General features: G+C 73.2%; 25 protein-coding genes and 1 tRNA gene. 14 read left to right on the top strand and 12 right to left on the bottom strand.

Annotated features, from left to right (window positions below; genetic code table 11):
- Position 1 precedes the first annotated feature (1 nt).
- Positions 2-664: a response regulator transcription factor gene (locus tag ACFC0G_RS07340; protein WP_376398608.1), complete on the top strand. Its 663-nt coding sequence runs from the start codon at positions 2-4 to the stop codon at positions 662-664.
- On the top strand, positions 661-2,106 hold the full coding sequence (locus ACFC0G_RS07335; protein WP_376398605.1) for a sensor histidine kinase: 1,446 nt from the start codon (positions 661-663) through the stop codon (positions 2,104-2,106). Before ACFC0G_RS07340 ends, ACFC0G_RS07335 begins: the two co-directional genes overlap by 4 nt.
- A gap of 54 nt (positions 2,107-2,160) precedes the next feature.
- Here ACFC0G_RS07335 and helR read toward each other — a convergent pair whose 3' ends face one another.
- A complete protein-coding gene (gene helR / locus ACFC0G_RS07330; protein WP_376398602.1) occupies positions 2,161-4,341 on the bottom strand; it encodes an RNA polymerase recycling motor ATPase HelR in 2,181 nt (726 codons plus the stop codon).
- Positions 4,342-4,528: 187 nt separating this feature from the next.
- Here helR and ACFC0G_RS07325 point away from each other — a divergent pair, with 187 nt between their 5' ends.
- The 4 genes from ACFC0G_RS07325 (at position 4,529) to ACFC0G_RS07310 (ending at position 7,281) form a co-directional block, all read left to right on the top strand.
- Complete coding sequence (locus ACFC0G_RS07325) at positions 4,529-5,029, top strand: MarR family winged helix-turn-helix transcriptional regulator (protein WP_376398599.1); 501 nt, start codon at positions 4,529-4,531, stop codon at positions 5,027-5,029.
- A 2-nt stretch (positions 5,030-5,031) separates the two neighbouring features.
- Positions 5,032-5,487: a MarR family transcriptional regulator gene (locus ACFC0G_RS07320; RefSeq protein WP_376398597.1), complete on the top strand. Its 456-nt coding sequence runs from the start codon at positions 5,032-5,034 to the stop codon at positions 5,485-5,487.
- Between the two features lie 115 nt (positions 5,488-5,602).
- The gene (locus ACFC0G_RS07315) at positions 5,603-6,901 is read left to right on the top strand and encodes a TerD family protein (RefSeq protein ID WP_376398594.1); all 1,299 of its coding nucleotides are present in this window, start codon (positions 5,603-5,605) and stop codon (positions 6,899-6,901) included.
- A gap of 86 nt (positions 6,902-6,987) precedes the next feature.
- The gene (locus tag ACFC0G_RS07310) at positions 6,988-7,281 is read left to right on the top strand and encodes a hypothetical protein (protein ID WP_376398590.1); all 294 of its coding nucleotides are present in this window, start codon (positions 6,988-6,990) and stop codon (positions 7,279-7,281) included.
- Between the two features lie 133 nt (positions 7,282-7,414).
- Here ACFC0G_RS07310 and ACFC0G_RS07305 read toward each other — a convergent pair whose 3' ends face one another.
- On the bottom strand, positions 7,415-8,191 hold the full coding sequence (locus tag ACFC0G_RS07305) for a YqjF family protein (protein ID WP_376398587.1): 777 nt from the start codon (positions 8,189-8,191) through the stop codon (positions 7,415-7,417).
- A 114-nt stretch (positions 8,192-8,305) separates the two neighbouring features.
- A complete protein-coding gene (locus ACFC0G_RS07300; protein WP_376398584.1) occupies positions 8,306-8,791 on the bottom strand; it encodes a VOC family protein in 486 nt (161 codons plus the stop codon).
- Positions 8,792-9,158: 367 nt separating this feature from the next.
- Here ACFC0G_RS07300 and ACFC0G_RS07295 point away from each other — a divergent pair, with 367 nt between their 5' ends.
- The 6 genes from ACFC0G_RS07295 to ACFC0G_RS07270 all read left to right on the top strand — a co-directional run bounded on the left by ACFC0G_RS07295 (position 9,159) and on the right by ACFC0G_RS07270 (position 16,422).
- Entirely contained in the window at positions 9,159-10,343 is a 1,185-nt protein-coding gene (locus ACFC0G_RS07295; RefSeq protein WP_376398581.1) for an aminotransferase class V-fold PLP-dependent enzyme, read from the top strand.
- On the top strand, positions 10,328-11,662 hold the full coding sequence (locus ACFC0G_RS07290; protein WP_376398578.1) for an ABC transporter substrate-binding protein: 1,335 nt from the start codon (positions 10,328-10,330) through the stop codon (positions 11,660-11,662). The genes ACFC0G_RS07295 and ACFC0G_RS07290 overlap by 16 nt, the downstream gene beginning before the upstream one ends.
- Before the next feature lie 2 nt (positions 11,663-11,664).
- Positions 11,665-12,666 (top strand): carbohydrate ABC transporter permease, encoded by a 1,002-nt coding sequence (locus tag ACFC0G_RS07285; protein ID WP_376398575.1) that lies wholly within the window; start codon positions 11,665-11,667, stop codon positions 12,664-12,666.
- The gene (locus tag ACFC0G_RS07280) at positions 12,663-13,478 is read left to right on the top strand and encodes a carbohydrate ABC transporter permease (RefSeq protein WP_376398572.1); all 816 of its coding nucleotides are present in this window, start codon (positions 12,663-12,665) and stop codon (positions 13,476-13,478) included. The genes ACFC0G_RS07285 and ACFC0G_RS07280 overlap by 4 nt, the downstream gene beginning before the upstream one ends.
- 5 nt (positions 13,479-13,483) lie before the next feature.
- On the top strand, positions 13,484-15,322 hold the full coding sequence (locus ACFC0G_RS07275) for a glycoside hydrolase family 36 protein (RefSeq protein WP_376398569.1): 1,839 nt from the start codon (positions 13,484-13,486) through the stop codon (positions 15,320-15,322).
- 71 nt (positions 15,323-15,393) lie between these two features.
- Positions 15,394-16,422 carry a LacI family DNA-binding transcriptional regulator gene (locus ACFC0G_RS07270; protein ID WP_376398566.1) on the top strand — a complete coding sequence of 343 codons (1,029 nt, stop codon included), beginning with the start codon at positions 15,394-15,396 and terminating at the stop codon, positions 16,420-16,422.
- Positions 16,423-16,478: 56 nt separating this feature from the next.
- On the opposite strand, the gene ACFC0G_RS07265 is transcribed toward ACFC0G_RS07270, so the two are convergent.
- Positions 16,479-16,817: a thioredoxin family protein gene (locus ACFC0G_RS07265; protein WP_376398563.1), complete on the bottom strand. Its 339-nt coding sequence runs from the start codon at positions 16,815-16,817 to the stop codon at positions 16,479-16,481.
- A gap of 38 nt (positions 16,818-16,855) precedes the next feature.
- A complete protein-coding gene (locus ACFC0G_RS07260; protein WP_376398560.1) occupies positions 16,856-17,689 on the bottom strand; it encodes an amidohydrolase family protein in 834 nt (277 codons plus the stop codon).
- Positions 17,690-17,813: 124 nt separating this feature from the next.
- Here ACFC0G_RS07260 and ACFC0G_RS07255 point away from each other — a divergent pair, with 124 nt between their 5' ends.
- Positions 17,814-20,423 (top strand): MFS transporter, encoded by a 2,610-nt coding sequence (locus tag ACFC0G_RS07255; protein ID WP_376398557.1) that lies wholly within the window; start codon positions 17,814-17,816, stop codon positions 20,421-20,423.
- A 51-nt stretch (positions 20,424-20,474) separates the two neighbouring features.
- Here ACFC0G_RS07255 and ACFC0G_RS07250 read toward each other — a convergent pair whose 3' ends face one another.
- Positions 20,475-21,146 carry a DUF2278 family protein gene (locus tag ACFC0G_RS07250; protein ID WP_376398554.1) on the bottom strand — a complete coding sequence of 224 codons (672 nt, stop codon included), beginning with the start codon at positions 21,144-21,146 and terminating at the stop codon, positions 20,475-20,477.
- A gap of 177 nt (positions 21,147-21,323) precedes the next feature.
- Between ACFC0G_RS07250 and ACFC0G_RS07245 the strand changes: the two genes are divergently transcribed.
- Positions 21,324-21,411, top strand: a tRNA-Leu gene (locus ACFC0G_RS07245).
- Between the two features lie 59 nt (positions 21,412-21,470).
- On the opposite strand, the gene ACFC0G_RS07240 is transcribed toward ACFC0G_RS07245, so the two are convergent.
- Genes ACFC0G_RS07240 through ACFC0G_RS07215 form a run of 6 tightly spaced genes read right to left on the bottom strand, consistent with a single transcriptional unit; the run spans position 21,471 to position 26,897 of the window.
- Positions 21,471-22,715 (bottom strand): cytochrome P450, encoded by a 1,245-nt coding sequence (locus tag ACFC0G_RS07240; protein WP_376398551.1) that lies wholly within the window; start codon positions 22,713-22,715, stop codon positions 21,471-21,473.
- On the bottom strand, positions 22,712-23,941 hold the full coding sequence (locus ACFC0G_RS07235) for a cytochrome P450 (RefSeq protein WP_376398548.1): 1,230 nt from the start codon (positions 23,939-23,941) through the stop codon (positions 22,712-22,714). Before ACFC0G_RS07235 ends, ACFC0G_RS07240 begins: the two co-directional genes overlap by 4 nt.
- Positions 23,938-24,573 (bottom strand): ATP/GTP-binding protein, encoded by a 636-nt coding sequence (locus ACFC0G_RS07230; RefSeq protein WP_376398545.1) that lies wholly within the window; start codon positions 24,571-24,573, stop codon positions 23,938-23,940. The genes ACFC0G_RS07235 and ACFC0G_RS07230 overlap by 4 nt, the downstream gene beginning before the upstream one ends.
- Positions 24,554-24,907, bottom strand: coding sequence for a DUF742 domain-containing protein (locus ACFC0G_RS07225; protein ID WP_376398542.1), 354 nt, complete (start codon positions 24,905-24,907; stop codon positions 24,554-24,556). The genes ACFC0G_RS07230 and ACFC0G_RS07225 overlap by 20 nt, the downstream gene beginning before the upstream one ends.
- On the bottom strand, positions 24,904-25,305 hold the full coding sequence (locus ACFC0G_RS07220) for a roadblock/LC7 domain-containing protein (RefSeq protein WP_376398539.1): 402 nt from the start codon (positions 25,303-25,305) through the stop codon (positions 24,904-24,906). Before ACFC0G_RS07220 ends, ACFC0G_RS07225 begins: the two co-directional genes overlap by 4 nt.
- Entirely contained in the window at positions 25,302-26,897 is a 1,596-nt protein-coding gene (locus tag ACFC0G_RS07215; RefSeq protein WP_376398535.1) for an ATP-binding protein, read from the bottom strand. Before ACFC0G_RS07215 ends, ACFC0G_RS07220 begins: the two co-directional genes overlap by 4 nt.
- Positions 26,898-26,981 lie beyond the last annotated feature (84 nt).

Genomic DNA, 26,981 nt, shown 5'->3' with positions numbered 1-26,981 from the left:
CATGCGGCTGCTGATCGTGGAGGACGAAAGACGCCTCGCCCTGTCCCTCGCGAAGGGCCTGCGCGCGGAGGGCTTCGCCGTGGACGTCGTCCACGACGGGCTCGAAGGACTGCACCAGGCGTCCGCCGAACCGTACGACCTGGTGGTGCTCGACATCATGCTGCCCGGCATGAACGGCTACCGCGTCTGCTCCGCGCTCCGGGCCGCGGGCCACGACGTGCCGATCCTCATGCTCACCGCCAAGGACGGCGAGTACGACGAGGCCGAGGGCCTCGACACGGGCGCCGACGACTACCTGACCAAACCGTTCTCGTACGTCGTCCTCGTCGCCCGCATCCGGGCGCTCCTGCGGCGCAGCAACGGAGCCGGCGGCTCGCCGGTGCTGCACCTCGGCACCCTGAGGATCGAGACCACCGCGCGCAGGGTGTTCCGCGACGGGACGGAGATCCCGCTCGCTGCCAAGGAGTTCGCCGTCCTGGAGCACCTCGCCGTGCGCGCGGGGGAGGTCGTCTCCAAGAGCGAGATCCTCGCCCACGTGTGGGACTTCGCGTACGAGGGCGACCCGAACATCGTCGAGGTGTACGTGAGCACGCTGCGCCGCAAACTGGGCGCCGACCTGATCCGGACCGTCCGCGGCGCCGGCTACCGCCTGGAGGCGCCGTGAGCCGCCGGCGCCCCTTCGGCTCCGTCCGGGCGAAGGCGACCCTCGGCGCCACCCTGGTCGTCGCCGTCGCCCTGCTCGCGGCGGGCGTCGCCGTCCTCCTCGCGCTCCGCGACAATCTCGGCGGGCAGGCCGACGCGGCGGCCGACGCGGCCGCGCGCCGGGTCGCGTCCCAGATCGCGGCCGGCACCCCGTACACGGAGCTCGAACTGCCCGACGCCGAGGACCACCCCGTCCAGGTCGTCGACCGGGACGGCCGGGTGCTCGCGGTGAGCGAGGACCTGGAGGCGATCAGCGGCACCGGCGTCCCCGGTGTCACCCCGGCGCCGAGCCCCGGCCCGGACCGCGACGACGACGCGGAGGACGGGGACGACGCGGACGACCCCGAAGCCGGCAGCGTCGGCGCGACCACCCGGCACGGCGAGGGCCGCGCCACCGTCGACGGCCACGACGCCCCGTACCGGTTCAGCGAGGTCGAGGCCACGGACCCGAGGGACGAGACCGTACGCGTCCACGCCGGGGCGTCCTTGGCGGGACGTCGGTCCACCGTCGGCACGGCGGCCCTCGTGATGCTGGCCGGACTGCCCCTCCTCCTGGGCGTGGTGGCCGTCGTGACCTGGCTGGTGACCCGCCGCGCCCTGCGGCCCGTCGAGGACATCCGCCGCGAGATGGCCGCGATCACCGCCTCCGCCGACCTGAGCCGGCGCGTCCCCGAGCCGGTCAGCGGTGACGAGATCGCCCGCCTCGCCCGGACGACCAACGAGACGCTCGCCGCTCTCGAAGGCTCCGTGGAACGGCAGCGCCGGTTCGTCGCCGACGCCTCCCACGAGCTCCGCAGCCCCATCGCCAGCCTGCGCACCCAGCTGGAGGTCGCTGCGGCCCACCCCGACCTCCTCGACCTGCCCGGCGCCGTCGAGGACACGGTCCGGCTCCAGCACCTCGCCACGGACCTGCTCCTCCTCGCCCGCCTGGACGCCGGCGAGCGGCCGGGCGACGGGCGGGTGGACCTGGGCGAGCTGCTGGCCGGGGAGGTCGCCCAGCGGACCGGGGACCGGATCGGCGTACGGGCGGAAGCCGACGCCGGGGCGGTCGTCGCGGGCTCCCGGCAGCAGCTCGCCCGGGTGATCGGCAACCTCCTGGACAACGCCCAGCGGCACGCGGACGCCCGGATCACGGCGACGGTGCGCGTGACGGGCGGCGGCGTCCTGCTGTGCGTCGACGACGACGGCGCAGGGGTCCCCGAGGCCGAGCGCGACCGGGTCTTCGAGCGCTTCGTCCGCCTCGACGACGCCAGGAGCCGGGACGACGGCGGTGCGGGCCTCGGCCTCGCCATCGCCCGCGACGTGGCCCGCCGCCACGACGGGGACCTGACCGTCGACCAGGCCCCCGACGGCGGCGCGCGCTTCACGCTCCGCCTGCCGCCCGCCGAGGTCGGGAGCTCGTGACGGTCAGGACCATGTGGCGATCAGGACCACGTGACGGTCAGGATCTGATGACGGTCAGGAGCTCGTGAGGATCACGAGCTGCCGGGTCGCCCGGGTCATGGCGACGTAGCGGTCGACCGCCCCCTCGACGCCCTCGCCGTACGTCTCCGGGTCGACGAGCACGACCAGGTCGAACTCCAGGCCCTTCGACAGCTGCGGGGTCAGCGACCGGACGCGGGACGTCGCGGGGAACGTCGGATCGCCGATGACACAGGCGATCCCGTCGGCGTTCGCGGCCAGCCACGTGTCGAGGACCGCGTCGAGCTCCGCGACGGATCCGCGGACCACGGGAATGCCGCTGCTGCGGACCGAGCTCGGCACGTTGGCGTCGGGAAGCGCCGCCCGGATCACCGGCTCGGCCTCCGCCATGACCTCCTCCGGCGTCCGGTAGTTGACGCTGAGCGAGGCCACGTCGATCCGGTCGATCCCGACCCGCTCCAGCCGTTCCCGCCACGACTCGGTGAAGCCGTGCCTGGCCTGCGCGCGGTCACCGACGATGGTGAAGCTCCGCGACGGACAGCGGAGCAGCAGCATCTGCCACTCCGCGTCGGTCAGCTCCTGCGCCTCGTCCACGACGACGTGCGCGAACGGGCCGGCCAGCGGGTCCACGTCGGCACCGGGCAGCGCGCCCTCGTCGATCAGGCTGTCCTGGAGGTCCCGGCCGCGCAGCATCGTCACCGCGCCCTCGCCGTCGGCGTCGGCGTCGAGGATGTCGCTGATGACACCGGCCATCCGCTCGCGCTCGGCGGCGACGGTGGCGTCGTGGCGCCGCTTGCGCTCCGAGGCCTTCGGGTCGCCGAGCCGCTGCCGTGCCGCGTCCAGGATCGGCAGGTCGGACACCGTCCAGGCCTGCGGGTTCGCGCGCTGGAGCATCCGGACCTCGTCGCGGTCGAGCCACGGCGCGCACATCCGCAGGTAGGCGGGGACCGACCACAGGTCGCCGACGACGTCGGCGGGTTCGAGGAGCGGCCACGCGCCGTGGAGCGCGCCGACCAGCTCCTTGTCGTGCAGGAGCGACCTGCGGAACTGCTCGGGAGACACGGCGTTCCCGTCCCCGTCGGCGTCCGCGAACCCGTCTCCGTCGAACTTGTCCCACAGGATCGTGGTCAGCTCCTCCCAGATGAGGTCCCGGGCCTCGTTGTGCGGAGTGCTCGGCCCCGGCGCCTCGAACGCCTCGACCCATTCGTCGGCGCTCAGCCTGAGTTCGGCCCAGGGAGTCGTGACCGACATCCCTTCGGTGGGCGGATCCTCGTAGAACCTGACGGCCTTCTCGATCGCCTTCACCATGTCCGCGGACGACTTCAGACGGGCCACCTCGGCGTCGGCCTCGTCCGGCGCCGACGCCCCCTCCGGGACGAGGTCCCGCAGGGTGCACGTCCGCACACCCTCCTCGCCGAGGCTGGGCAGGACGTCGGCGACGTAGGCCAGGTACGGGTCGTGGGGACCGACGAACAGCACGCCGCCGCGACGGTGACCGAGGCGGGGGTCGGAGTAGAGGAGATAGGCGGAGCGGTGGAGCGCGACGACGGTCTTTCCCGTACCGGGGCCGCCGTCGACGACGAGAGCGCCGCGGGATCCCGCGCGGATGATCGCGTCCTGGTCGGCCTGGATGGTGCCGAGTACGTCACGCATCCGGGCCGACCGGTTGGTGCCGAGGCCGGCGATGAACGACGACTGGTCGTCGAGGGCTGCGTGCCCGACGAACGCGTCCTGGGTGAAGACCTCGTCCCAGTAGTCGCTGATCCGGCCACCGGTCCAGCGGTACCTGCGGCGGCTGGCGAGACCCATCGGGTTGCCGTGGGTCGCGCCGAAGAACGGCTCGGCCGCGGGGGAACGCCAGTCGATGAGCAGCCGGCGCCCCGAGGTGTCGGTGAGACCGAGCCGCCCGACGTACAGGGGCTCGGAGCCGTCCTCGGCGACCATGTGCCCGAGGCACAGGTCCAGGCCGAAGCGGCGCAGCGCGCGCAGGCGGGAGGTCAGGCGGTGGACTTCCATGTCCCGCTCCATCGCCTCACGGCCGACGCCGCCGGGGGCCTTGAGCTCGGCGTCGAGACGGTCGGACAGCTCGGCGATCACCTGGTCGAGGCTCTCCGCGATGTCCGCGAAGTGCTTCTCGTCGCCGGCGATGAGCGCCGGGTCGGCCTTGGGGGAGAGTCGGTCGGGCAGGTCGAACGCACTGGTGATCAGGGGGGTCATGGTGAGAGATTCTGCGGTACCACCGGGGCCTTGCCGCAAGCCCCCCTGTGCGCTATAAGTTGTAAGTGGCAAGGAGTGCGTACGTCCTCTTGCCGCCCTCCTCCCCCCTCCTTCACCCCTCTCCCTCCGGTGATACCCGCGAGAAGATAGTAGCCATGTACATAGTAGCCATGTACTGTATCTCGATGTGAGCAGAGCAACTGAGGGCGCCACAGCGGGATTTCTGGTCTGGCGCCTGTCCATGAAGTGGCGGGTGGCCGTCGACCGGGCGGTCGCGCCGCTGGGCCTGACCCATGCCCAGTACGCGCTGATGGCGTCGCTGTACGGCATGGGGCGCTCCGGGCTCCGGCCCAGTCAGCGGCGCCTCGCCGACCACACGGGGCTCGAGCCGCTGTACGTCTCCAAGCTCGCCCGCGCCCTGGAGGCCGCCGGGCTCGTCGCCCGCACCCGGGACCCGGACGACCCCCGCGCCGTACAGCTGTCGCTCACCGAGGAAGGGCACGACGTCACGCGCCGCGCCGTCACGGTGGTCCAGCGGCTCCTCGACCAGTTGCTGGAGCCGCTCGGGGGCCAGGACGGGCCGCGTGCACGGCAGTTCACCCGCGAGCTGGCGACCCTGCTCGACGTACCGCTCGATCCGCACGTTGATCCGCACAGTGATCCGCACACCGAGAACGACGAGGAGTAGTCATGACCACCACCACTACCACCGCACCCTCGGCCAACGGCCGGGTCGTCGCCCTGGCCTTCTTCGCAGGGCGCGCCGTCCTGGAGGGCGTACTGACCCGCCACGGCATCACGTACCACCAGAGCGTGACGCTCCGGGCCGTCGTGGCCGCGGGCGGGTCCCTCGGCCGCGAGGAGCTCGTCGCCGACGTCAACGGCTCGCTGAAGACCGACGATTCGGTCGTGCGCGGCGTCGTCGACGAGCTGATCGCGGCGAAGCTGCTGGAGGAGGACCCGGCGGAGACGTCCCGCCTCCGGTTCACGGACGCCGGACGGGAACTGGACGCGACCACCTCCGCCGAGTCCGCCGAGATCTCCGCCCGCCTGTACGCCGACATCCCGGCCGAGGACCTCGCGACCGCGGGCCGCGTGCTGACACTCGTCACCGAGCGCGCGAACGCCGAGCTGGCCGGCGCCTGAGCCGCCGCCTCCGTCGACCAGGGGCCTTGTCCGTACGCGCCCGTCGAATGCAGGATCGCCCTGTGATCGACAAGGGTGGGGACACGAGGGGAAGGGCCGCCGAGCCTTGGGTTCGATGATCAAGGGAGACAACAGCTTCGTACCGTCCGTCCCGCTGCGGATCGCGGTACGGGGCGGCGGGCTGGACGCCATGGCCCTGCTGCTCACGGAGAGCGGGGCGGTGAGGGGCGACGGAGACGTCGTCTTCCACGGCACGCCGGTGCATCCGTCCGGGGCCGTCCGGTTGACGGAGGGCGCTGTCGGTGGGGGTGTCGGCCGCGGCACGGCGTGGCTGGACGTCGGCCTCACCGCTGTCGAGGAGCGGATCGCCCGCGTCCTGGTGGTCGGCTCGACGGAGAACGGCACGATGCGGGACGTCGCGGGTCTGTCGGTGGAGGCGTTCGCCCCCGACGGGACGTCGGTCGCGCGGTACGACGTGACGGACGGCGCCGGGGAGACGGCGATGGTCCTCGCGGAGCTGTACCGGCGGGCGGGCGGCTGGAAGTTCCGGGCGGTGGGCCAGGGATACGCGAACGGCCTCGCGGGCCTGGCGACCGACCACGGCGTGGACGTGGCGGAGCCGGCGGCGCAGCCGACACCGCAGCCGCAGCCGCAGCCGCAGCCGCAGCCGCAGCCGCTGCCGACGCCGGCGCCGGCGCAGCAGGCCCCGCCCTTCGCGCTTCCGCCCACGCCGCCGCCTGCCGCACCGCTGGCACCAGCGCCACCGGCCGCACCGGCCGCACCGGTCTCGCCGTTCGCCGCGGCCGCAGTGGACCGGAGGCCGCACGGACACCCCTGGTCGTACGGACCCGTCTTCGCCCCGTACACACAGATCGGCCGGGACAACGACGTGATCACCGTCAGCGGGCTCCCGCCGGGTCCGGTCGTGGTCCAACTCGACGTACAGGGCGACGGGTACACGGGCCTGGCGGTCCTCGACCGGCGCAACAAGGAGAAGGACTTCCTCGTCAACAGCACCGAGGACGACTTCCGGGGCCGGGTGCTCGCCACGGTCCCCGAGAACGGGACCCTCCGTCTCCGGCTGGAGGCGGAGGGGCCGTGGCGCGTGGAGGTGTCGCCGCTGGCGTCGACCCGCCGACTGACGGAGGAGGACGCCGAGTTCCGCGGTCCCGAGGTGCTCCTGCACACCGGGGGAGTGGCCGACCTCGCCATCCACTACCGCGGCGACGACAACCTCATCGTGAACGTCTACGAACTCGCCGGACACGGCGACCACACCGCCCTGCCCAGGGACGAGAACCTGGTCAACGAGATCGGCGCGCGGCGCGAGACCGTTCCCCTGCCCGAGGGGCCGCTCGTGGTGCAGTTCGAGGCGGCGGACGGGCCGTGGCGGGCGCGGCTGAAGCGGGTGTAGCGGACCGCCGCGTCCGGTACGCCCGTTCGGACGGTGGGAGCGGGGGGCGGCCGTGTCCGTCGGCACGCCGCTCCGTTGTGAGGGGTATGACCTCAACACGACGCATTTCCTCGGTCCTGGCCGTCGCTGCCGCCTTCTCCTGCCTCGGAGCGTCCGCGGCCCAGGCCGTCGCCCCCACCAGCCCGCTCGGCCCGCCCATCAACCCGATCAGCGAGCTCGACGCCGTCGCGACGACCGGCATCCCCGCGGAGTCCCGCGCCCAGTTCCCCGGCATCGCGAGCCAGCTGGGCGGCCTCAGCCGGGTGAACGAGCTGGGCCAGATCCACCAGCTCACCGACCTGGCGGCCCCGGCCACCGGCCTGCTCCCCGAGATCTCCTGACCCACCCCCCCCGCGGCAGCCCCGACGCGCCGCCTCCGAACCGGCACCATGCGTCACCGCACGGTGCCGGTTCGGCGTCTGTGCGCCGGATCGTACGATCGGTCCATGAGCGACACCCCGGAGCCGGCTCCGCTCAGGGCGTGGGGATGCCGCCGGGGTGGTGGGCCGGGCGGCCGAAGGCGACGGGGACGCCGGGGGAGTACAGCACGCTCACGGGGTCGCCGGCCGGCTGTGGCAGACCCGCCGCCGCCACCAAGTCCTCCTCGCACGCGAGCAGTTCCGCGCGGTGCAGCGGCCAGCGCGGGTGGGAGTTCGGGAGGTAGAGCGGGCGCCCGAAGAAGGCGGTGTGCATGCCCCAGCGGGCCGTCAGGAAGTGTTCGAGCTCGGTGGGGGTCTCGACGCGCTCCCCGACGCGCAGGGAGATCCTGCTGTGTGCGCCGCGCGGCCCGGGTAGGCGCCGGCTGCTGCTGTACGTGACGGTGGCGCCGTCACGGCGGACGGCCATCCGCGACCAGACGTACGGGAGGCGGAACAGGGTCCGCCCGAAGGCTACGGGCACGAGCCGCGACGCGTCGAGCGAGCGGAACACCACACCGCGCCGGCCCCGCGCGTCCACCGAGTACAGGCGGACGTTGGTCTCGGGAAAGCTGCCCAGGTAGGGGACGCCGGGCAGCCGGAACCACCCGACCCGGTGCATCCGGAAGGCGACGAGCCCGACGTACGTCACCCCGTGCAGGGTGTCCGGCACGGTCCCCGCCGGCAGCAGCGGGGCGACCACGTCGGGGTCGACGGGCCAGTGGAGGAAGGCCAGGTCGAGCCAGGACTGGGTCAGGAGGGGGTTCGGCGTGGTGTGGGGCGAGTCCGGGGTGATCGGTTCGGGGGCGAGTGCGGTGGGCGGCGCGAGCGTCACCTCGCCAGGATGGCAGAGCCGCTACGGCGGGCGGCAAGGGGCCCCGCGCCGGTACGTCGCCGGCGCGGCCCCTTGCCGCAGGCGGGTCCGTCACCGCCCGGTACGGACCGCGGCTCAGGCGGCGTCCGACGGGGGCTGCATGGACTGCAGGGCCGCCTTCGCCCGCTTCTCCATCTCCTGCTCGGGGACGTCCTCGATGTGCGTGGCGAGGTTCCAGCGGTGGCCGAAGGGGTCTTCGAGCTGCCCGGTGCGGTCGCCGTAGAACTCGTCCTTGACCGCCGACAGCTCCTTGGCGCCCTGCGCGAGCGCCTTGGCGAAGACCGCGTCGACGTCCTCCACGTAGACGTGCAGGGTGACCGGTGTGCCGCCGATCGCCTTGGGCGAGCGGAACCCCATGTCCGGGAACTCGTCGGCGAGCATGATGATCGAGTTGCCGAGGGACAGCTCGGCGTGGCCGATCGCCCCTCCGGGCGCCGGCATCCGCATGCGTTCGACCGCGCCGAGCACGGACACGTAGAAGTCGATCGCGGCCGCGGCTCTGTCGACGCAGAGGTACGGCGTGACGCGCGGGTATCCCTCGGGAATGGGCTGGACGGCCACGGGGCTCCCACCTTTCCGGTCTTCCGGACGGCGTCCGGACGGTGACGGTCACGGGCGACCGCCGCCTGTGGCCATGGATAGCCCGAACCCCGAGGGCATCCGTCGGCGCCGCGCGACGACCCGCGACGGGTTCCCCCGAAGGGCTGCGGTTCCCCGTGACGGCGACGGAGCCGGCGGGGGCGATCTTCATTTCGCCTTGTCCAACCTCTTGCCGGGGTGACCTCATCTCTCTAATGTGAACCTTCAAATTCCGGGTCGACCATGTGCCTGGCCTCTTGAGGGACAGATTTTGAACGATCAAATTCATCCACGGGCAACCGAAGCCGCCACCCGCGCGGCTCCCGGTCCGACCCCCGTCCGTGGTCCGATGGCGGGCTACCTCGATCACGCCAGGGTCGGCCCGCTCTCCCGCCGGGCCGCCGCCGCGCTCTCCGCCGCGAACGACCTGGCCGGCCGCGCGGACCCCGCCGACCTCGACCGGCTGTTCGCCCTCAGCGACGCCGCCCGGGCCTCGGCGGCCCGGCTCCTCGGCGCCGAGGCCCACGAGATCGCCCTCGCCCCCTCCACCAGCAACGGCCTCTTCACCGTGGCCGCGGCGCTCCGGGGGCCCGGCACCGTGCTGGTGCCCCGAGGCGAGTTCCCCGCCAACGTCTACCCCTGGCTCCGCTTCGCCGGCCGAGGCGGCCCGGACGTCCGCCTCCTCGACCCGGACGGGCAGCGCCACATCACCCCCGACCTCCTGCGACGGCACCTCACGCCCGACGTCACCGCCCTCACCGTCAGCGCCGTCGACTCGCTCACCGGCCACGTGGCGCCGCTCGCCGCCCTCAAGGAGATCCTCGGACCGGACCGGCTCCTCGTCGTCGACGCCATCCAGGGGCTCGGCGCGGTCCCGCTCGAAGCGGACGCCGCCGACGCCCTCGTCAGCGGCGGCCAGAAGTGGCTGCGGGCAGGCTGGGGAGCCGCCCTGCTGCTGATCCGCGACCGGTGCGCCGAGCGCCTGGTTCCCGGGCTCGGCGGCTGGGCCGGAGTCGCGGAACCCTTCGCGGAGCAGCACCCCGCGGCTCCCCTGCCGGGGGCCGCCGCCCACCTCGCCACCAACCCGGACTTCCCGGCCGCCGCAGCCCTCGGCGCGGCCGTCGACGAGCTGCTCGCCGAGGGCGGCCCGGCCGCCACGGGCGCCCGGATCCGGGCCACCCTCGCCGAGCTGCTCGACCGGGCCCGGCGGGCCGGCGCCGAGGTCCTCCTGGACGGGCTCGGCCCCGAGGAGCGCGCCGGCATCGGCACGTTCCGCCTCCCCGGTCACGACCCCGTGACCGTCCACCGCACTCTCGAAGCGGCCGGTGTGATCACCACCCGCCGCGACGAGTGGATCCGCCTCTCCCCGCACGTCTCCACGCCGACCGCCGTCGCGGACGTGCTCTCGGAGGCACTGCACACCCTCACCACCCACCGCACGACCCTCACTCCCCACGGCACGACCCTCACCGAAGACCTCACCGGCACCCTCGCCGACACCCTCACCCAGGAGCCGTCATGTCCCACCAGCTGAGCCGCCGCCAGATGCTTCACCTCGCCAGCGCCACCGCCGCCGGGTTCGGCCTCGCCGCCTGCGGCAGCGGCGGATCGGGCGGCGACACCGCCGGCGCCGACGGCGACAGCGGGAAGATCACCGTCTGGAGCTGGACCTCCGCGGCGGAGGCCCTGCGCGGGGTCGTGCCCTCCTTCGAGCGGGACAACCCGGGCATCACGGTGGAGATCCAGGACGTCGGCGAGCCGGCCATCTGGGACAAGATCACCGTCGGCCTCGCCTCCGGCGGCAAGGGCCTCGCCGACGTCCTCCACATCGGCGTCGACTACCTGCCCGGCTACCTGGACAAGTTCCCGGAGGGCATCGCCGACCTGTCCCGGCTCGGCGCCGACAAGCACAAGGACGCCTTCGTCGAGGGCCTGTGGCCGACCGTCATAGGCAAGGACAGAGCCGTCCACGCCCTCCCGTGGGAGGTCAACCCCCTCGGGATGTTCTACCGCCACGACTTCTTCGAGAAGGCCGACGTCGACCCCGCCTCGATCACCAGCTGGGACGACCTGATCGCCGCCGGACCGAAGATCCGCGCCGCCACCGGCGCCCAGCTGATCGGGCTCGACAAGCCCGGCACCACCCAGGACATGGACTTCTTCCAGAACCTGATGCAGCTCCAGGGCGCCTTCTACTTCGACAGCGACGGCAAGGTCACCCTCGCCTCCCCGGAGGCGGTCAAGGCCCTCACCGTCATCAAGCGGCTCAACGACGGCGGCCTGCTCGCCGACACCGCGGGCCAGGGCACCTGGAAGCGGCTCATCAACCAGGGGAAGCTCGCCACCGCCCCCGAGGCCGCCTGGGCCGTCGGGTACATGGCCGAGAAGTTCCCCTCGCAGAGCGGCAAGTGGCGCGTCATGCAGCCGCCGGCCGCCGTCCCCGGGGGAGGGCGCAGCGTCATCGTCAACTCCACCTACCTGGCGGTCTCCAACACCAGCAAGCGCCGCAAGGCCGCCTGGCGCTTCGTCGAGTACGCGCTGACCAAGCCGGCCGAGATCAACCGCATGTACTCCTCCGGCAGCGTCTTCCCCGCCCTCAAGGCGGCCTACGCGGACCCGATGTTCAACGCGCCGCACCCCTTCTACGGTGGCCAGCGCGTCCTGAAGTCCCTCGTCGACTCGCTCGCCGCCGGCTCCGAGGCGACCAACTTCACGAGCGACTACAGCCGCGCCCTCAAGCTCGCCAGCGACGCCCAGAGCCAGGTGCTGCTCAAGGGCGCCGACCCGGCCGGCGCCCTCAAGGCAGCCGCCGCGCAGCTCGCCCAGCAGACCGGTCGGCAGCAGGCAGCCTGACCATGTCCCTCGCACCTCCCGAACCCACTCGCGCCGCCACCGCCACAGCCGCCTCCTCCGCCACCGCTGGTGGCGGGGGAGGTGGCACCCCGCCCGGTCGCCGCGCCACCCCGCGCCCCGGGCGGGCCCGCACCGGCCGGCGCCGGCTGCTGACGCGCGAATCCGTCCCGTACCTGCTGATCATGCCCGCGGTACTCGGCTTCGCGATCTTCAAGGCGTACCCCATCGTCGCCTCGTTCTGGATCAGCCTCACCACCGGCAACGGCGACGCCCGGCAGTTCACCGGGCTCTCCAACTACCGGCGTCTCCTGGACGATCCGCTGTTCTGGACCGCGCTGAAGAACACCGCGCTGATCCTGGTCGTCCAGGTGCCGCTGATGCTCGGCCTCGCGCTGCTCGTCGCCCTCGGCCTGAACTCCACCATGGTCCGGCTGCGCCCGCTCTGGCGGCTCGGCGTCTTCGTGCCGTCGCTGACGGGCCTGGTCGCCGCCGGCGTGATGTTCTCCGTGATCCTCAACCGCGACGCCGGACTGCTGAACTGGGTCCTCTCGTTCTTCGGGATCGACCCGGTGAACTGGCTCGGCAGCCCCGCCTGGGCCCGCGTCGGCGTCGTCCTCGTCATCACCTGGCACTACACCGGCTACAACGCGGTGATGTACCTCGCAGGCCTCCAGGGCATCCCCAAGGAGCTGTACGAGGCCGCGATGGTCGACGGCGCGGGACCGGTCCGCCGCTTCTTCTCCATCACCCTGCCGCAGCTGCGGCCGATCCTCCTCCTCACGGTGGTGCTCTCCACCATCGGCACCCTCCAGCTCTTCGACGAGCCGTACGTCCTCACCGGCGGCGGCCCCGACAACGCCACCCTCACGGTCACCATGTACCTCTACAACAACGGCTTCAAGTACTTCGACTTCGGCTACGCCTCGGCCCTCGCCTACGCGCTCGCGCTGCTCGTGTCCGTGCTCGGGATCCTTCAGGTCCGCCTGATGGGAGAGCGTCGATGAAGCTCCGCGGCACCCTGCTCACCGTGCTCCTCGCGGGCGCCTTCGGGCTCTGCGTCGGTCCCTTCTACTGGCTCGCCATGGCCGCCACCCAGGACGACAGGGACGTCTTCTCCTGGCCGCCGAAGCTGCTGCCCGGCGGCCACCTCATGGAGAACCTCCAGGGCCTCCAGGACTCCATCGGCCTGACCCGCGTCCTCGTCAACACCCTCCTGGTCGCGGGCATCCAGACCGTCGGCGCGGTCGTCGTCTCGGTCCTCGCCGGCTACGCCTTCGCCAAGTTCGACTTCCGCGGGCGCAATCTGTTCTTCGTCCTGCTGCTCAGCACCCTCGTCATCCCCGACACGGTGATGCTGATCCCGATCTTCCAGATGATGATGGACCTGGGCCTGATCGACTCGTACCAGTCCGTCATCCTGCCCGGCCTGGTCACCCCGTTCGGCATCTTCCTGATGCGGCAGGCCCTGCGGTCGATGCCCGACGAACTCCTCGACGCCGCCCGCGTCGACGGCGCCGGCGAACTCCGCGTCCTGTGGCGGATCGTCATCCCGGTCAACCGGCCGATCATCGCGGCGCTCGCGCTGTTCGTCTTCCTCGGCGGCTGGAACCAGTTCGTCTGGCCCCTGATCGCGCTGCGCAGCCCCGAGATGTACACGCTGCCCGTGGCCACCGCGACTCTCATGGGGCAGTCGACCACCAACTACGCGCAGGTCCTGCTCGCCGGCGCCATCGCCGCCATCCCCGTGATGGCCCTCTTCCTCGTCCTGCAACGCCAGTTCATCTCCGGCCTGCTGGCCGGGGCCACCAAGGAGTGACCACCGTGACCACCCCACCGGACGCCACCCCGCAGCAGCCCGTCCCGGCCTGGCGGCCGAACACACCGGCCGGGGACACCCCCGGCACCGTCGTCGACCGGCAGCTCGCCACCGGCCTGCTCCACTCCACCGGCGACCCGCTCACCGTCCACCTCACCGGGCTCGGCAGCGACCGCTGGGAGACCGCCGTCACCCGCGTCGAGGACGGCGTCGTCCTGATCGAGGTCACGGCGGCGGACGCGGTGACCCTCCACGCCGAATGGCGCGTCCCCTGCGTCGGGGCCACCGCCTACTGGACCCCCGCCACCAACGCCTCCCGCTGGCTGCCGCCCTCCTGGACCGCGCCGAAGACCGCCTCCCTCGCCCTGGGCGCCCCCGTCGCGAGCCTCGTCGGCACCCACGACCGCGCCCTGTGCACCGCCGCCGCCGGAGAGACCTCCGCGCCCGTCCGCGTCGGCGCCGGCGTGGTAGAGGAGAGCGGGGAGTTCGCGTTCACCGTCGAGCAGGAGCTCACCCCCGACGGGCCGCCGATGCGGCTGCGGATCGACCTCAGCGGCCGGCACTTCGCCGCCACCCTGCGGGCCGTCGGCGACTGGTGGGGCGAGGGGCGGCAGCACCCCGGGGTCGCCCCCGCCGCGCGGATGCCCGCGTACTCCACCTGGTACAGCCTCCACCAGAACGTCGACGCCGCCGCCGTGGAACGCCAGGCCGCCCTCTCCGCCGAACTCGGCATCGACAGCATCATCGTCGACGACGGCTGGCAGACCGCCGACCGCACCCGCGGCTACGGCCACTGCGGCGACTGGGACCCCAACGAGGCCGCCTTCCCCGACCTCGCCGCCCACGTCGCCGAGGTCCACCGGCTCGGCCTCGCCTACCTCCTCTGGTACGCGGTGCCGTTCATCGGCCGGCACAACGACGCCTGGGACCGTTTCAAGGGCATGATCCTGCGCGAGATGCCGAACCTGGACGCGGCCGTGCTCGACCCCCGCCACCCCGAGGTCCGCGCCCACCTGATCGACAAGATCTCCCGCGCCGTCGAGGAATGGGACATGGACGGGGTGAAGCTCGACTTCATCGACCTCTTCGCCGCCGCCGACCCGCCGCCCGCACCCGCCGGCGCGGACCACGCCACCCTCCACGAAGGAGTACGCCGGCTCCTCGCCGACCTCGACACCCGCCTGCGCCGCACCCGGCCGGACGTGATCGTCGAGCACCGCCAGCCGTACGTCGGCGCCGGCCTCTGGCCGTACGCCACCATGGTCCGCGCCACCGACTGCCCGCTCAGCCCCGCCGAGAACCGCCAGCGCGTCATCGACTGCCGGCTCATCGCGGGACCGCTCGCCGTCCATGCCGACATGATCATGTGGCACCCCGCCGAGACTCCCGAGTCCGTCGCCGTCCACCTGATCAACGCCCTGTTCTCGGTGCCGCAGATCTCCGTCGACCTCGCCGCGCAGACCCCCGGCCAGCACGCCACCCTGCGCTTCTGGCTCGGCGTCTTCCGCCGCCACGCCGGCGTCCTCCAGCTCGGCTCCCTGGAACCCTCCCGCCCGGAACTCGGCTACCCCCAGGTCCGCGCCGGCGACGAGGACACGACGGTGGTGGCCCGGTACGCGCCGCTGCCCGTCGCCCTCCCGGACGGCCCGGGGACCCTGCTCGTCGCCAACGCGGACGCCGACCCCGTGGTGCTCCTGACGGCCGGCCGGCCGGAACGGGCCCTCGCCCGCGTACAGGACTGCCGTGGTGAGATCCTGTCCGAGACCGTGCTCGACCTCGTCGCCGGCGTGAACCCGGTGACCGTGCCGACCGGCGGCCTGCTCACCCTGACCCGCGCGCACTGATCACCGGGGGCTGGGGGCGGCGGACCGCCGATCGCCGCCCGCAGCCCCCGACCACCGCCCCCAGAGGAACGATGACCGCTCGACAGGTGACCATCGAGGACGTCGCCCGCACGGCGGGCGTCTCCCGCCAGACCGTCTCGAACGCCCTCAACGCCCCCCACCGGCTGCGCGCCACCACCCTCGCCCGGGTCACCGCCGCCATCGAAGAGCTCGGCTACCAGCCCGACCAGTCCGCCCGCAGCCTGCGCACCGGCACCCGCAAGGTCATCGGCTATCCCGCACCCGCCGACAACCCCGCCGACCCCAACCCCCTGATGGGCGGCTTCCTCCAGGCCCTGGTGAGCGCCGCCGACGCGGTCGGCCACCGCATCCTGCTGTTCCGCTGCGACCCCCAGCAGGGCGCCGGAGCGGTCGCCAAGTCCTTCAACGGGCTGATCGCGGCCCGCCAGGTCGACGGGTTCGTCCTCTCCGACGTCATCCACGACGACCCCCGCGTCGACGTGCTCGCCGAGGCCGGCTTCCCGTTCGCCGCCTTCGGCCGTACGGCCCCGGGGCGTCCGCAGAACTGGGTGGACATCGACTCCGCCGGCGCCACCGCCGCCCTGGTCGGCCACCTCCTCGAACAGGGCCACCGCAGGATCTGTTACGTCAACTCCGCGGCCTCCCTGCCCTGGCTCGCCGACCGCAGGGCCGGCCTGCTCCAGGCCGCGGCCGCCGCCCCGGACGGCGCCTTCGAGGTCGGCGTTCCCGACGACGACCCGGCCGCGCTCTCCCACGCGGTGCGGCGCCTGCTCGTCGGACCCGACCGCCCGACCGCCCTGGTCTGCGCGAACGACTGGCTCGCCCTCACCGCCTACCAGGCCGTCCGGGCCGCCGGCCTCACGGTCGGCGCCGACGTCGCCGTCACCGGCTTCAACGACATGCCGCTCTGTACGGTGCTCCAGCCCGCCCTCACCAGCGTCCGCCTACCGCTGTCCCGCATCGCCCACGCCCTCGTCGACCGCCTGATCACCGCCGTCGAGGACCCCGCCGCCGCCCCGACGAGCGGACTGCTGCTCCCGGCGGACCCGGTCGTCCGCGACAGCACTCCGCGCCGATAGGCGGCACCCCACGGCCGAGGCGGCCCAGGACCCGTCTCTGCGCTCCGGGGCCCGTCTCAGAGGTGGCCGTCCAGGAGCTCCCGGAGCTCGCTGCCGCTCATGGGTCCCGTGGCGTGCGCCACCGCCTCCCCGTCCTTCAGGAGGACGCAGGACGGGGCGCCGGTGACCCCGTACCGCTCGGTCGCGGCCGGACAGCGGGTGATGTCGGTGCGGACGGCCGTCACGCGGCCCGTGTACTCGTCGGCGATGGCGCCCACGACGAGGTCCATCGCCCGGCAGGGCTCGATCGCCTTGGGCCATGTCCCGGTGAAGTAGGCGAGGACCGGGACTCCGCTCATCCGGAGGATGAAATCGAACTCCGCGTCCTCACGGGGCTGGTGAACCCGCTTCGCCATGCACGCTCCTGACCTGGTGTTCCGTCGTTCCCTCCCCATCATCCCCCGAGCGGCAGGGACCCGGGACCCGGGACGGCGGGCACGCGGTAGAACGCGGCGGCGTTGTCCCACAGCACGGCGTCGACGTACTCCTCGCCGACGGTCCGGGCGACGAGCGCGAGGTCGTCGTCCGTGAACGGGCGGCGGGCCCGGGTCGAGGGCAGGTCCGTGCCCACCATGAGGGCGGTGGGGTCGGCCTTCACGACGGCCGCCATGGTCTCGGCGGGGTCGAGGTCGACGCGCCCGAACCCCGTCGCCTTGACCTTCACGCCCCGTTCGACCAGGGCCAGCAGGTGGGGGAGGCCGTCGTGGTGCAGGCCGAGGTGGTCGATGCTCACGGCGGGCAGAGCGGCCAGGGTCGCGGCCAGGTCCGGCAGGTCGCGGGCGTCGATGTACAGCTCGGTGTGCCAGCCGGCGACGTCGTGGACGCGCCGGGCGAGGCGGTCCAGGTCGTCGAGGCCGGCCGATCCGCCGCGGCGGACGTTGAAGCGGACCGCGCGCACGCCCGCGGCGTCGAGATCGGCGATCTCCTCGTCCGTCACCCCGGCCGGGACCTGCGTGACGCCGACGAAGGCGGGACCGAGCGCGGCGAGGGCGTCGCGGAGATATTCCTGGCCGAAGCCCTGGAAGGAACCCGAGACGACCGCGCCGCCGCGCACGGACAGCCCGGCGACCCGCTCGCGGTACTGCTCGACGGTGAAGGCGGGCGGCAGATAGCCGTCGTTCGCGATCAGCGGGAAGCGCGGGTCCACGATGTGGAGGTGGGCGTCGAAGACGGGGCGCGGCAGCGGAGCGCCCTCCGCTGCGCCGGCCGGCTCGGGGAGCGATCGCATGCGGGTCTTCCGTCCTTGTCGTCGTGCGGCGGCCGCCGCACGACGGAGGCCGCGCCGCGGGTGACCTCCGGCCGTTCGCGGCGATCTCGTGCCGGGCGGCGGTCGGCTCAACTATGTTACTGGCGTGGAACAGTTGATCACCGAAGACCCGACGCGCATAGGTCCCTACCGGCTCATCGCCCGTCTCGGGGCGGGCGGCATGGGCCTGGTGTACCTCGGACGGTCGGAAGCCGGGCGGACGGTCGCCGTGAAGGTGGTGCAGGCCGAGCACGCCCGGCACCCCGAGTTCCGCAGGCGGTTCGCGCGCGAGGTGGAGGCGGCGCGACGGGTCGGAGGGGAGTGGACCGCGGCCGTCCTCGACGCCGACACCGACGCGCCCGTGCCCTGGGTGGCCACCCAGTACATCCCCGGACCCGACCTGGCCACCGTGGTCGCCAGGGACTTCGGGCCGCTGCCCGAGGACGCGGTCCGCACCCTGGCCCACCGCCTCGCGGTCGCCCTCCGGTCCGTGCACGGGGCGGGCCTGATCCACCGGGACCTCAAGCCGTCCAACGTGCTCGTGACGGTCGACGGACCGCGCGTGATCGACTTCGGCATCGCGCGGGCCATGGACAGCCTCACCGGGGACAGCCTGCACACCCGCACCGGCACGCTGATCGGCTCGCCCGGCTTCATGTCGCCCGAGCAGGTGCGCGGCCTCGAACTCACCCCGGCCAGCGACGTGTTCTGCCTGGGTGCCGTCCTCGTGTACGCCGCCACCGGCCGCCTCCTCTTCGGTGCCGCGGAGACCGGACTGAACGCCCACCTCTTCCGCGTCGCGGAGGAGGAGCCGGACCTGACCGGCGTACCCGAGTCGCTCGTCGACCTCGTCCGCGCGTGCCTGCAGAAGGACCCGGCGCGCCGGCCGACCCCGGCCGACGTGGCCGCGCTCACCGGGCCTGACCGGGCCGACGAGTGGCTGCCCGGCTCCGTGCTCGCGCAACTCGGTCGGCACGCGGCCCTGTTGCTCGACTTCGCCCCCGAACCGCGGGACGCGCCCGTGGATCCGCGGATCCCGGCCCAGTCCGGGACCGCCGCGCCACCGGCGCCGCCCCGGCCGCCCGCCTACACGCCGACGACCCCGGTGGACGCCCACCACTCGGTTCCCCCCGGGTTCGGGCCGCCCCAGGGCCTCGTACCGGGGGCCTGGGCGCCCCCCGCCCTCCCTCTCGACCCGCCGGGACCGTCCCCGAGGCGGTGGTGGGGACTCGCGGCGGCGGTGTCGGCGCAGCTCCTGGTGGTGATCGGCGGGGCGACCGCGAGCGCGGCGGCCCCGTCCGTCCAGAGCGACCTGGGCCTCTCCTCGGACGGCCTGAGAACGATTCTCCTCGGCTACGCGCTGGCCTTCGGCGGTCTGCTGCTCCTCGGCGGGCACCTCACCGATCTCCTCGGCCGCAAAAGGGCGCTGCTGATCGGACTGGCCGGATACGCCGTGGCCACCGCGTCCGGCGGCTTGGCGAGCTCGGCCGGGATGCTCACCGGTGCCCATGCCGTCCAGGGCGTGTTCGCCGCGCTGCTCTCGTCCGCCGCCCTCGCCCTCGTGGTCGGCGGGTTCACCGATCCGAAGGAGCGCGGCAGGGCCTTCGGGCTCTACGCCGTGACCGTCGTCGGCGGTCTCGCGATCGGTGCGTTCACGAGCGGCCGGCTCGTCGAAGGTCTGGGCTGGCGCGCGTGCCTGTACGCCGCCTCCGCGCTGGCCGGGGTGGTGGCGCTCGTCGCGAGCCGTCTGACGCACGACCGCTCGACCCGTCCTCCCGTGCGTTTCGACGCGCCGGGCGTGCTGCTCGGCACCGGCGCGGTCGCCGTCCTCGTCTACGGCCTGGACAGGGTCGCCGGAACCCCGGGCTCCGGCGCGGGCGGCTGGTCCGACCCCCTGGCCGTGGCCCTCCTCGTGGGCGGCGCCGTGCTGTTCGGCGCCTTCGTGTGGTCGCAGACGCGGATGGGCTCCCCGCTCGTCCCGGCGTCCGTCGTCACGGACCGGCAGGGCGTCGGCTCGCTCCTCGCGCTCGTCCTCGCGGGCACGAGCACGCTGGTCCTGTTCCTGATCCTCCAGGGGTATCTGCTGGACGGTCTCGGTTACGCCCCGGGCGAGTTCGGCATGGCCCTGCTGCCTCTGGCGGGCGCTGTCCTGCTCGGCTCCACCCAGATCTCCGCCCGCCTCCAGTACCGCCTGGCGCCCCGGTACCTGATCGTCCCCGGCCTGCTGCTCGCGGCGGCCGGCCTCGCGCTCCTGACGGGCCTCGACGGCGACGGCTCGTACACCGGCGACGTACTGCCGGGCCTTCTCCTCGTCGGTCTCGGCCTCGGTCTGGCCTCCGGGCCGCTCCTCGCGACCGCGACGGGCGGGACGCCCCACGAACACGCGGGCGGGGCGGCGGCGATGGTCCTCACCGCCCACCACCTCGGTGGCTGGATCGCCTCGCCGCTGCTGGGAGCCGTGCTCGCCTGGGCGATCACGGCCCGGCTGAGCGACGTGCCCGGGCTTCCCGAACCCCTGGCAGAGGCGGCGAAGGACGGGGTCCTGCTCCGTCGGCACGGTCTGCCGGAATCGCTGGCCGAGGTCGTCGAGCAGGCGGACGCGGCGGTGCTCGGCGGATACTCCGCCGCCCTGTGGTGCGCGGCCGGCCTCCTGCTGCTCGCGAGCCTCCTCGCGGGCCTGCTGATCACGGCGAGGACGCCCGAGCGGGTCCACTAGGGACTGTCCGGCGAACCCGCCCCAGGACCTGCCGGGGCGGGTCGGTGGGGGTCACCCGACGGGGTGGCCCCCGCCGTCCGTGCGCCCTGCCTGGCTGGAGAACTTGTTCAGGAAGACGTCGTACCGGCCGTCGTCGCGCCGGGCGACCGTCGCCCCGTCCTGCCAGATCCCGTTCTCCGCCCACCACTGGGAGCCCGCCGGATCGCCCTGGTTCTGGTGGATGTTGTGCATCCCGAGGTCGCCTTCGAGGTCGTCGGTGAACGGCTCGCCGAAGACGAGGACCCGCTGCCCCGGCACCAGTACCGCCTCCAGCGCGGCGGCGGCGTCGACGTTCGACCCGGCATGCCACGGCCGCGAGCCGAGCAGGTCCAGGAGCTCACCCAGCCAGGACGGCGGCCGGCGCTCGAAGAGGACACCGGTGCGGTCCACCAGCTCCGGATGGCGCAGGTAGTCCAGGGCGCCGGACTCCGGCGTGGGCGCGAGGTCGTGATAGCCGGGCGCGAAGGCCACGGCGGGTCCGAGCGCGGCGGCGTCCACGGTGAAGGTCTTCCACTGCACGCCCACGTTGGACTTGTGGCTGTCGACGTCGACGGCGCAGTGGTAGCGCCCGTCGGGGGCGTCCACCTCCAGGTTCATGTGGAACCAGCGGCCCTGGTTGTCGGGCTGGTCGCGGTAGTGCCGGTAGAGGGTTCCCGCGAGCATGCCGTAGTGAGCGAAAGGCATACCGCCAGTGAAGCACTCTCCGTCACTTCACGCAGCGCGGTCGTGACGTGGAGTAATCGCATGGGTGTATGGCCGTACGGCGCTGACCTCGGGAAACGTGGGTGAAGAGCACGCCGGAGGCCTGGTAGATTGATCTCTGTCGCCGCGGGGGTCACTCCGCGTCACGACACACACCTGGTCCAAGTGGCGGAATGGCAGACGCGCTAGCTTGAGGTGCTAGTGCCCTTTATCGGGCGTGGGGGTTCAAGTCCCCCCTTGGACACCAGAACACCCCTCCTGTCGGGCCGGCCGCGGCCCGCCCGACAGGAGGAAGCCCGGGCCGGGTCAGGCCAGGAACACCGGCAGGTCGAACAGATCGTTCTGCGTCACGACCGGCTTGTTCCGCAGCTCTTCGCGCGGCACGGCGAGCCGCAGCTCCGGGAAGCGCGCGTACAGCGCGGGCAGCGCCACCGACGCTTCGAGCCGGGACAGCGCCGCCCCCGGGCACACGTGCGGACCGTGGCCGAAGGCGATGTGCCGGTTGGGCGTACGGGTCACGTCGAACGCGCCGGCCGTCGTCCCGTGCTGGGCCTCGTCCCGGCCGATCGCGCCGAACGACACGATCAGCGCGTCACCCTTGGGCAGGACCCGGTCGCCGACCTCGATGTCCTCGCTCGCGAACCGGATCAGTACGTGCGACGTGGGCGTCGACCAGCGCAGGGTCTCCTCGATCACGTTCTCCCACGGCACCTCGCCCTTCAGCACCAGGGCGCGCTGCTCGGGGTGGGTCTCCAGCGCGACGACCGCGTTCACGATCAGGCTGATCGTCGTCTCGTGACCGGCGGCCACCATCAGCTGGAGGGTGTTGGTGATCTCCTCCGTGCTGAGCCGGTCGCCGCCCTCCGCGGCCTCGATCAGCGCGCTGGTGAGGTCGTCGCCGGGCTGCTCGGTCCGCGCCGCCACGATCCCCGAGAAGAGCGCACCGAGGTCCGCCATCATCTGCGGCACCTCCTCCGGCGGCGTCTGCGTCGAGAAGAACTTGTCGAACAGGGCCTTCATCTTGGGGTGGTCGGCCTTGTCGACCCCCATCAGCTCGCTGACCACGTTCATCGGCAGCGGATACGCGAACTCCGCCTTCAGGTCCACGACCTCGCCCGCCGGCCGCTCCGCGAGCCGGTCGAGGCTCTCCGTCGTGAGGGCCTCGATGCCCGCACGCAGCCGCTCCACCCGGCGCGCCGTCAGCGCCTGCGCGACCAGCGTGCGCAGCCGGCGGTGCTCCTCGCCGTCCACCGTCAGCATGGACTTGCCGGGGTTGGCCAGGCCGATCAGGGGCCAGTCCATGGGTATCTCGCCGCGCTGCCAGGCGCCCCAGACGTCGATGTCCTTGACCAGCCGGGGATCGGTGAGGAGCTTCCGCGCCTCGGCGTGGTGGGTGACGGACCAGCAGGGCACGCCGCCGGGCAGGACGACACGGGCCAGCGGGCCCGCCTCGCGCAGCCGGGCGCTCTCGGCGTCGAGATCGGCGACGAAGGGGTCGAGGACGATCACGTCGGCGCCGGACGCGGCGGTGTGGTCGTACGGGCAGCTCATGCGAAGGCTCCAAGGGCGGGGGTCGGGGTGTACGTCACGGGGAGCGCGGTGAGGCCTCGCAGCCACGGGGACGGGCGGCGGGTGAGGCCGTCCTCCGCCACCGCGAGATCCACGTCGGGCAGGCGGTCGAGGAGCACCTCGATGCCGGTCCTGGCGATGGTCTCGGCGACTTCCTGTGCGGGGAAGGGGCAGCGGTGTTCGCCGTGCCCGAAGGAGAGATGGGCGTTGTTGCCGCCGGTGAGGGCGCCGGAGTCGGCCCGTACGTGCGGGTCGGAGTTGGCGGCGGCCAGACCCAGCAGGACCAGGTCGCCGCGGCCGATCCGGCGTCCGCCGAGGTGGGTGTCGCGGGAGGCCCACCGGCCGGCGACGTTCTGGGTGGGGGTGTCCTCCCAGAGGACCTCGTTCATCGCCTCGCCGACGCTGTGGCGGCCGCCGGAGAGGGAGGCCGCGAACCGGTCGTCGGTGAGCATGAGGCGCAGCGAGTTCCCGATCCAGTCGGCGGTGGGCTGGTGGCCGGCGGCCAGCATCACCATGAGGTCCTGGGCGACCTCCTCGGCGGTGAAACCGGCGGTGTTGGCGATCATGCGCGAGGCGACGTCGTCGCCGGGCGTCGCCGCCTTGGCCGTGAGCAGCGCGACCATGGACTCGGCCAGGTGGCGCTGGCCCTCCAGGGCCCCCGCCTGACCGTTGATCATGTCGTTCAGGGCGGTCACCAGGGCCGGGCCCTGCTCGTCGGCGAAGCCGTAGATGCTCGCGAGGACGCGGACCGGCAGCAGCATCGCGTACTCGGCGATGATGTCGCAGGCGCCCTTGCCGCAGAGCCCGTCGATGAGTTCGTCGGCGAAGCGCTCGGCCCGCTCCTTCAGGGCGAAGGGGTCGACGGCCTCCAGGGCGTCGGAGATGACGCCGGCCCGCTCGCGGTGCCGCTCGCCGACGGTGTAGAGGATGGACGGCTGCTTGCGGCCGATCATGGGCAGGAGCGGCCAGTCCGCCGGGATGGCGTCCCACTGGTTCCACAGCTCGGAGTCGCGCGAGAAGAGGACCGGGTCGCTGGTGACCTGGTGGAGCTCGCGATAGCCGAGGACCAGCCAGGCGGGTACGTCGCCGTCGAGCACGACCGGGGCGACGGCGCCGTGCTCGCGCCGGATCCGCCGGTACAGCTCGACGGGGTCGGTCTGGAACGCGGGTCCGCTCAGCGGGACGGGCGGGTGCGCGGGGTGGGTCACGGGGTGGGCTCCGGGATCGGCTGCGGGATCGGCTGCGGGGCCGAGGGGACGAGGGTCTTCAGGTGCTCGACGAGCGAGATGAGGACCTGCTTGCCGGACTCGCGCGACCGGGCGTCGCAGAAGACCAGCGGGACCTCGTCGGCGAGGTCGAGGGCCTCGCGGATCTGGGCGGGGGAGTGGGCGGGTCCGCCGAAGTCGTTGCAGGCGACGACGAACGGGGTGCCGTGGTGTTCGAGCCGGTCGACGGCGTACCAGGAGTCGGAGAGCCGCCGGGTGTCGACGAGCACGACCGCACCGAGCGTGCCGGTGAAGAGCCGGTCCCACAGGAACCAGAACCTCTCCTGGCCGGGCGCGCCGAACAGGTACAGGACGTTGCGCGCGTCCAGGGAGATCCGGCCGAAGTCGAACGCCACGGTGGTGGCCTTCTTCGCGGCGACGCCGACGGTGTCGTCGATGTGCGCGCCGGCCTGCGTCATCGTCTCCTCGGTGTTCAGCGGACGGATCTCGCTGACCGAGCGGACGAGGGTGGTCTTGCCGACTCCGAATCCGCCGACGATGACGATCTTCAGTCCGTTGTCGGCGGTGCTGTGCAGGGTCTGGCGGTGCGGCGTTTCAGAGGCTACGGAGTCCAACGAGCACCTGCTCCAGGATGTCGTGATCGGGAAGGCGGTACGTGGGCCGGGGGTGTCGTGCGCTGATCCGGCCGGTGTCGTGCAGGTCGGCCAGGAGGATCCGCGTGATCGACACGGGCAGGCCGAGTCCGGCCGCCACCTCGACCACCGCCATGGGGAACCGGCACATGCGCAGGATCGCGGCGTGCTCGGACTGCATGCCGGGGACCGGGTCGCTCTCGGAGACGACCAGCGTCACCACGTCGAAGGCGTCGGATCCGGCGCGGGTACGACCGCCGGTGACGGTGTAGAGCCGGTCGGGCGAGTCGTCCCGGCCCGGCCTGACCCGGCTCATCCCCGGGGCCTGGCGACGAGGTGCTCGCCCAGCTGCTCGACCAGTTCCGTCATGTTGTGGCCGACGAGTCCGGCGTCGGCGTCCTCGTCGGCGACGAGGGCGAGGTGGGCGCCGTCGCCCGCCTCCACGATGAAGAGGATGCCGCCGTAGAACTCGGCCATCGCGGACCGGACCCCGCCCGTGCCGTCGCCGAACTCGACGGAGGCACCGTGCGACAGGCTCTGGATGCCCGCGGAGATCGCGGCGAGCTGGTCGGCCTGGTCGACGGAGAGCCCGGAGGTGCGGCAGAGCTTGAGTCCGTCGCGGGACAGCACCAGGGCGTGGCGGGTGCCCGGGGTGCGTTCCAGCAGGCCCTCAAGGAGCCAGCTGAGCTTCTCGTCGGTGGTGGTGCCGGTCATCGCGGATTGCCTTCCGAATACGGGGAGTTCGTGGACGCCGGCGTGTGCGGTACGGCCGCCGGGTCCTGCTGGTCGGACGGTACGGGTGTGTCGGCGGGGTCGCCGTCGGCCGCCCGGCCTCCCGCGCCGCGGACGGCCCGGTGGAAGCTGCCGAAGCGCGGCGGGGTCCCGGCGGCGGGGCCGGTGCGCGGAGCCTCCGGGCGGGGCTCTCCGGGTGTCTCCCCGTCCTTCAGCTGGGCGGCCATGGTCTCGCCGCGACGGCGGCGCGGCAGGACGATTCCGTCCGGCGCGTCCGTGCCGGGCCGGGCCGCGGTGTCGTGGACGGTCTCCGGCTCCGGCGCCGCTTCGCGCGCGGGTACGGGTGGGGTGGCGGCAGGCGTCCGCTCGGGGGCCGGGGCGGTCACGGCGCGGCCCACCACGGGCGGCGTCGGCTCGACCGGCGTGCCGGTCCGCTCCTCGGGCGCGCGGCTGATCAGCTCCTGAGGCACCATCAGCAGGACGCCGGTGCCCCCGCGCGCCGAGGGGCGGAAGGAGACCGTCAGGCCGTGCTTGCGCGCCAGCCGGCCGACGACGTGCAGGCCGAGGCGGGTGCCGGAGAGACCGGCCAGGTCCTGGGCCGCGGCGCCGACGGCGGCTTCCGCGCGCCTCAGCTGCACGTCGCTCATCGCCAGACCGGCGTCCTCGACGGTGATGACGAGGCCGGCGGGCACTTCCTCCACGTACACGTGGACTTCCGCGTTGGGCGGGGAGAAGTTCGCCGCGTTGTCGAGGAGTTCGGCGAGGGCGTGCATGATGCCCTCGGCGGCGTGACCGGTCACGGCCGCCTCGCTGCCGGAGTGCAGGCGCACCCGCTGGTAGCCGCCGATCCGGCCCATGGCGCCGCGCAGGATCGACTCCATGACGATCGGGCGCGTCCATCGGCGGCCCGAACGGGCTCCGGTCAGCACGGCGATGGAGTCGGCGAGCCTGCCCGCCTGGGCGGTGCGGTGGTCGAGGTGGAGGAGGTCGGTGAGGACGTCCTCGTCGGCGTGCCGGTGCTCCATGTCCCGCAGGTCGGCCATCATGCTCGTGGCCAGCGCCTGCATCCGTCCGGCCGCGTTGGCGGCGGCGGCCATCGCCGCCGACCGGGCGGACTCGGCGCGGCGCAGCCGGCCCTCAAGACGTTCGACGTCGGCCGCCCGCGCCGCGACGAGCTCCGCCGTTTCGGCGGCGTGCGACCGTACGAGCTCCTCGGTACGGGCTGTGTTCCGGGCCGCCGAGGCGGCGGCCTCCGCCTCGTACCGCTCGGTGAGCGCCTCCGCCTCGCGCTCGGCGGTGGCCTTGAACCGGCCGCTGTAGGCGTCCCGGGAGGCGAGTTCGGCGGTGAGCACCTCCGCCCGGCGGCCGAGCGTCCGCGCGGTGCGCGCGTACCAGGTGGTGGCGAAGGCCGCGGCGGACAGCAGAAGGACTCCGCACGCGGCGAACCAGCCGAGCGCGGGGCGGACCCCGGCCGGCGCCGCGGTCGTCGCCGCCACGGCGAGCGCACCACCCGCGGCGAGGGTCAGCAGCGAGGCGATCAGGGCAGGGCGGAACGGGGTGGGCGACGCCGACATCAACCGGACTCTCGAGAGCAGGCATACGGGGGAAGGAGGTTGAACGACGGAACTATAGAACCGATCTTGATCGATCCGGAACTC

Source organism: Streptomyces sp. NPDC056169 (genome assembly GCF_042268445.1).
Taxonomy (GTDB): Bacteria; Actinomycetota; Actinomycetes; order Streptomycetales; family Streptomycetaceae; genus Streptomyces.
Note: the sequence above shows the minus strand (reverse complement) of the source record. Positions and strands in the feature narration are given on the sequence as shown.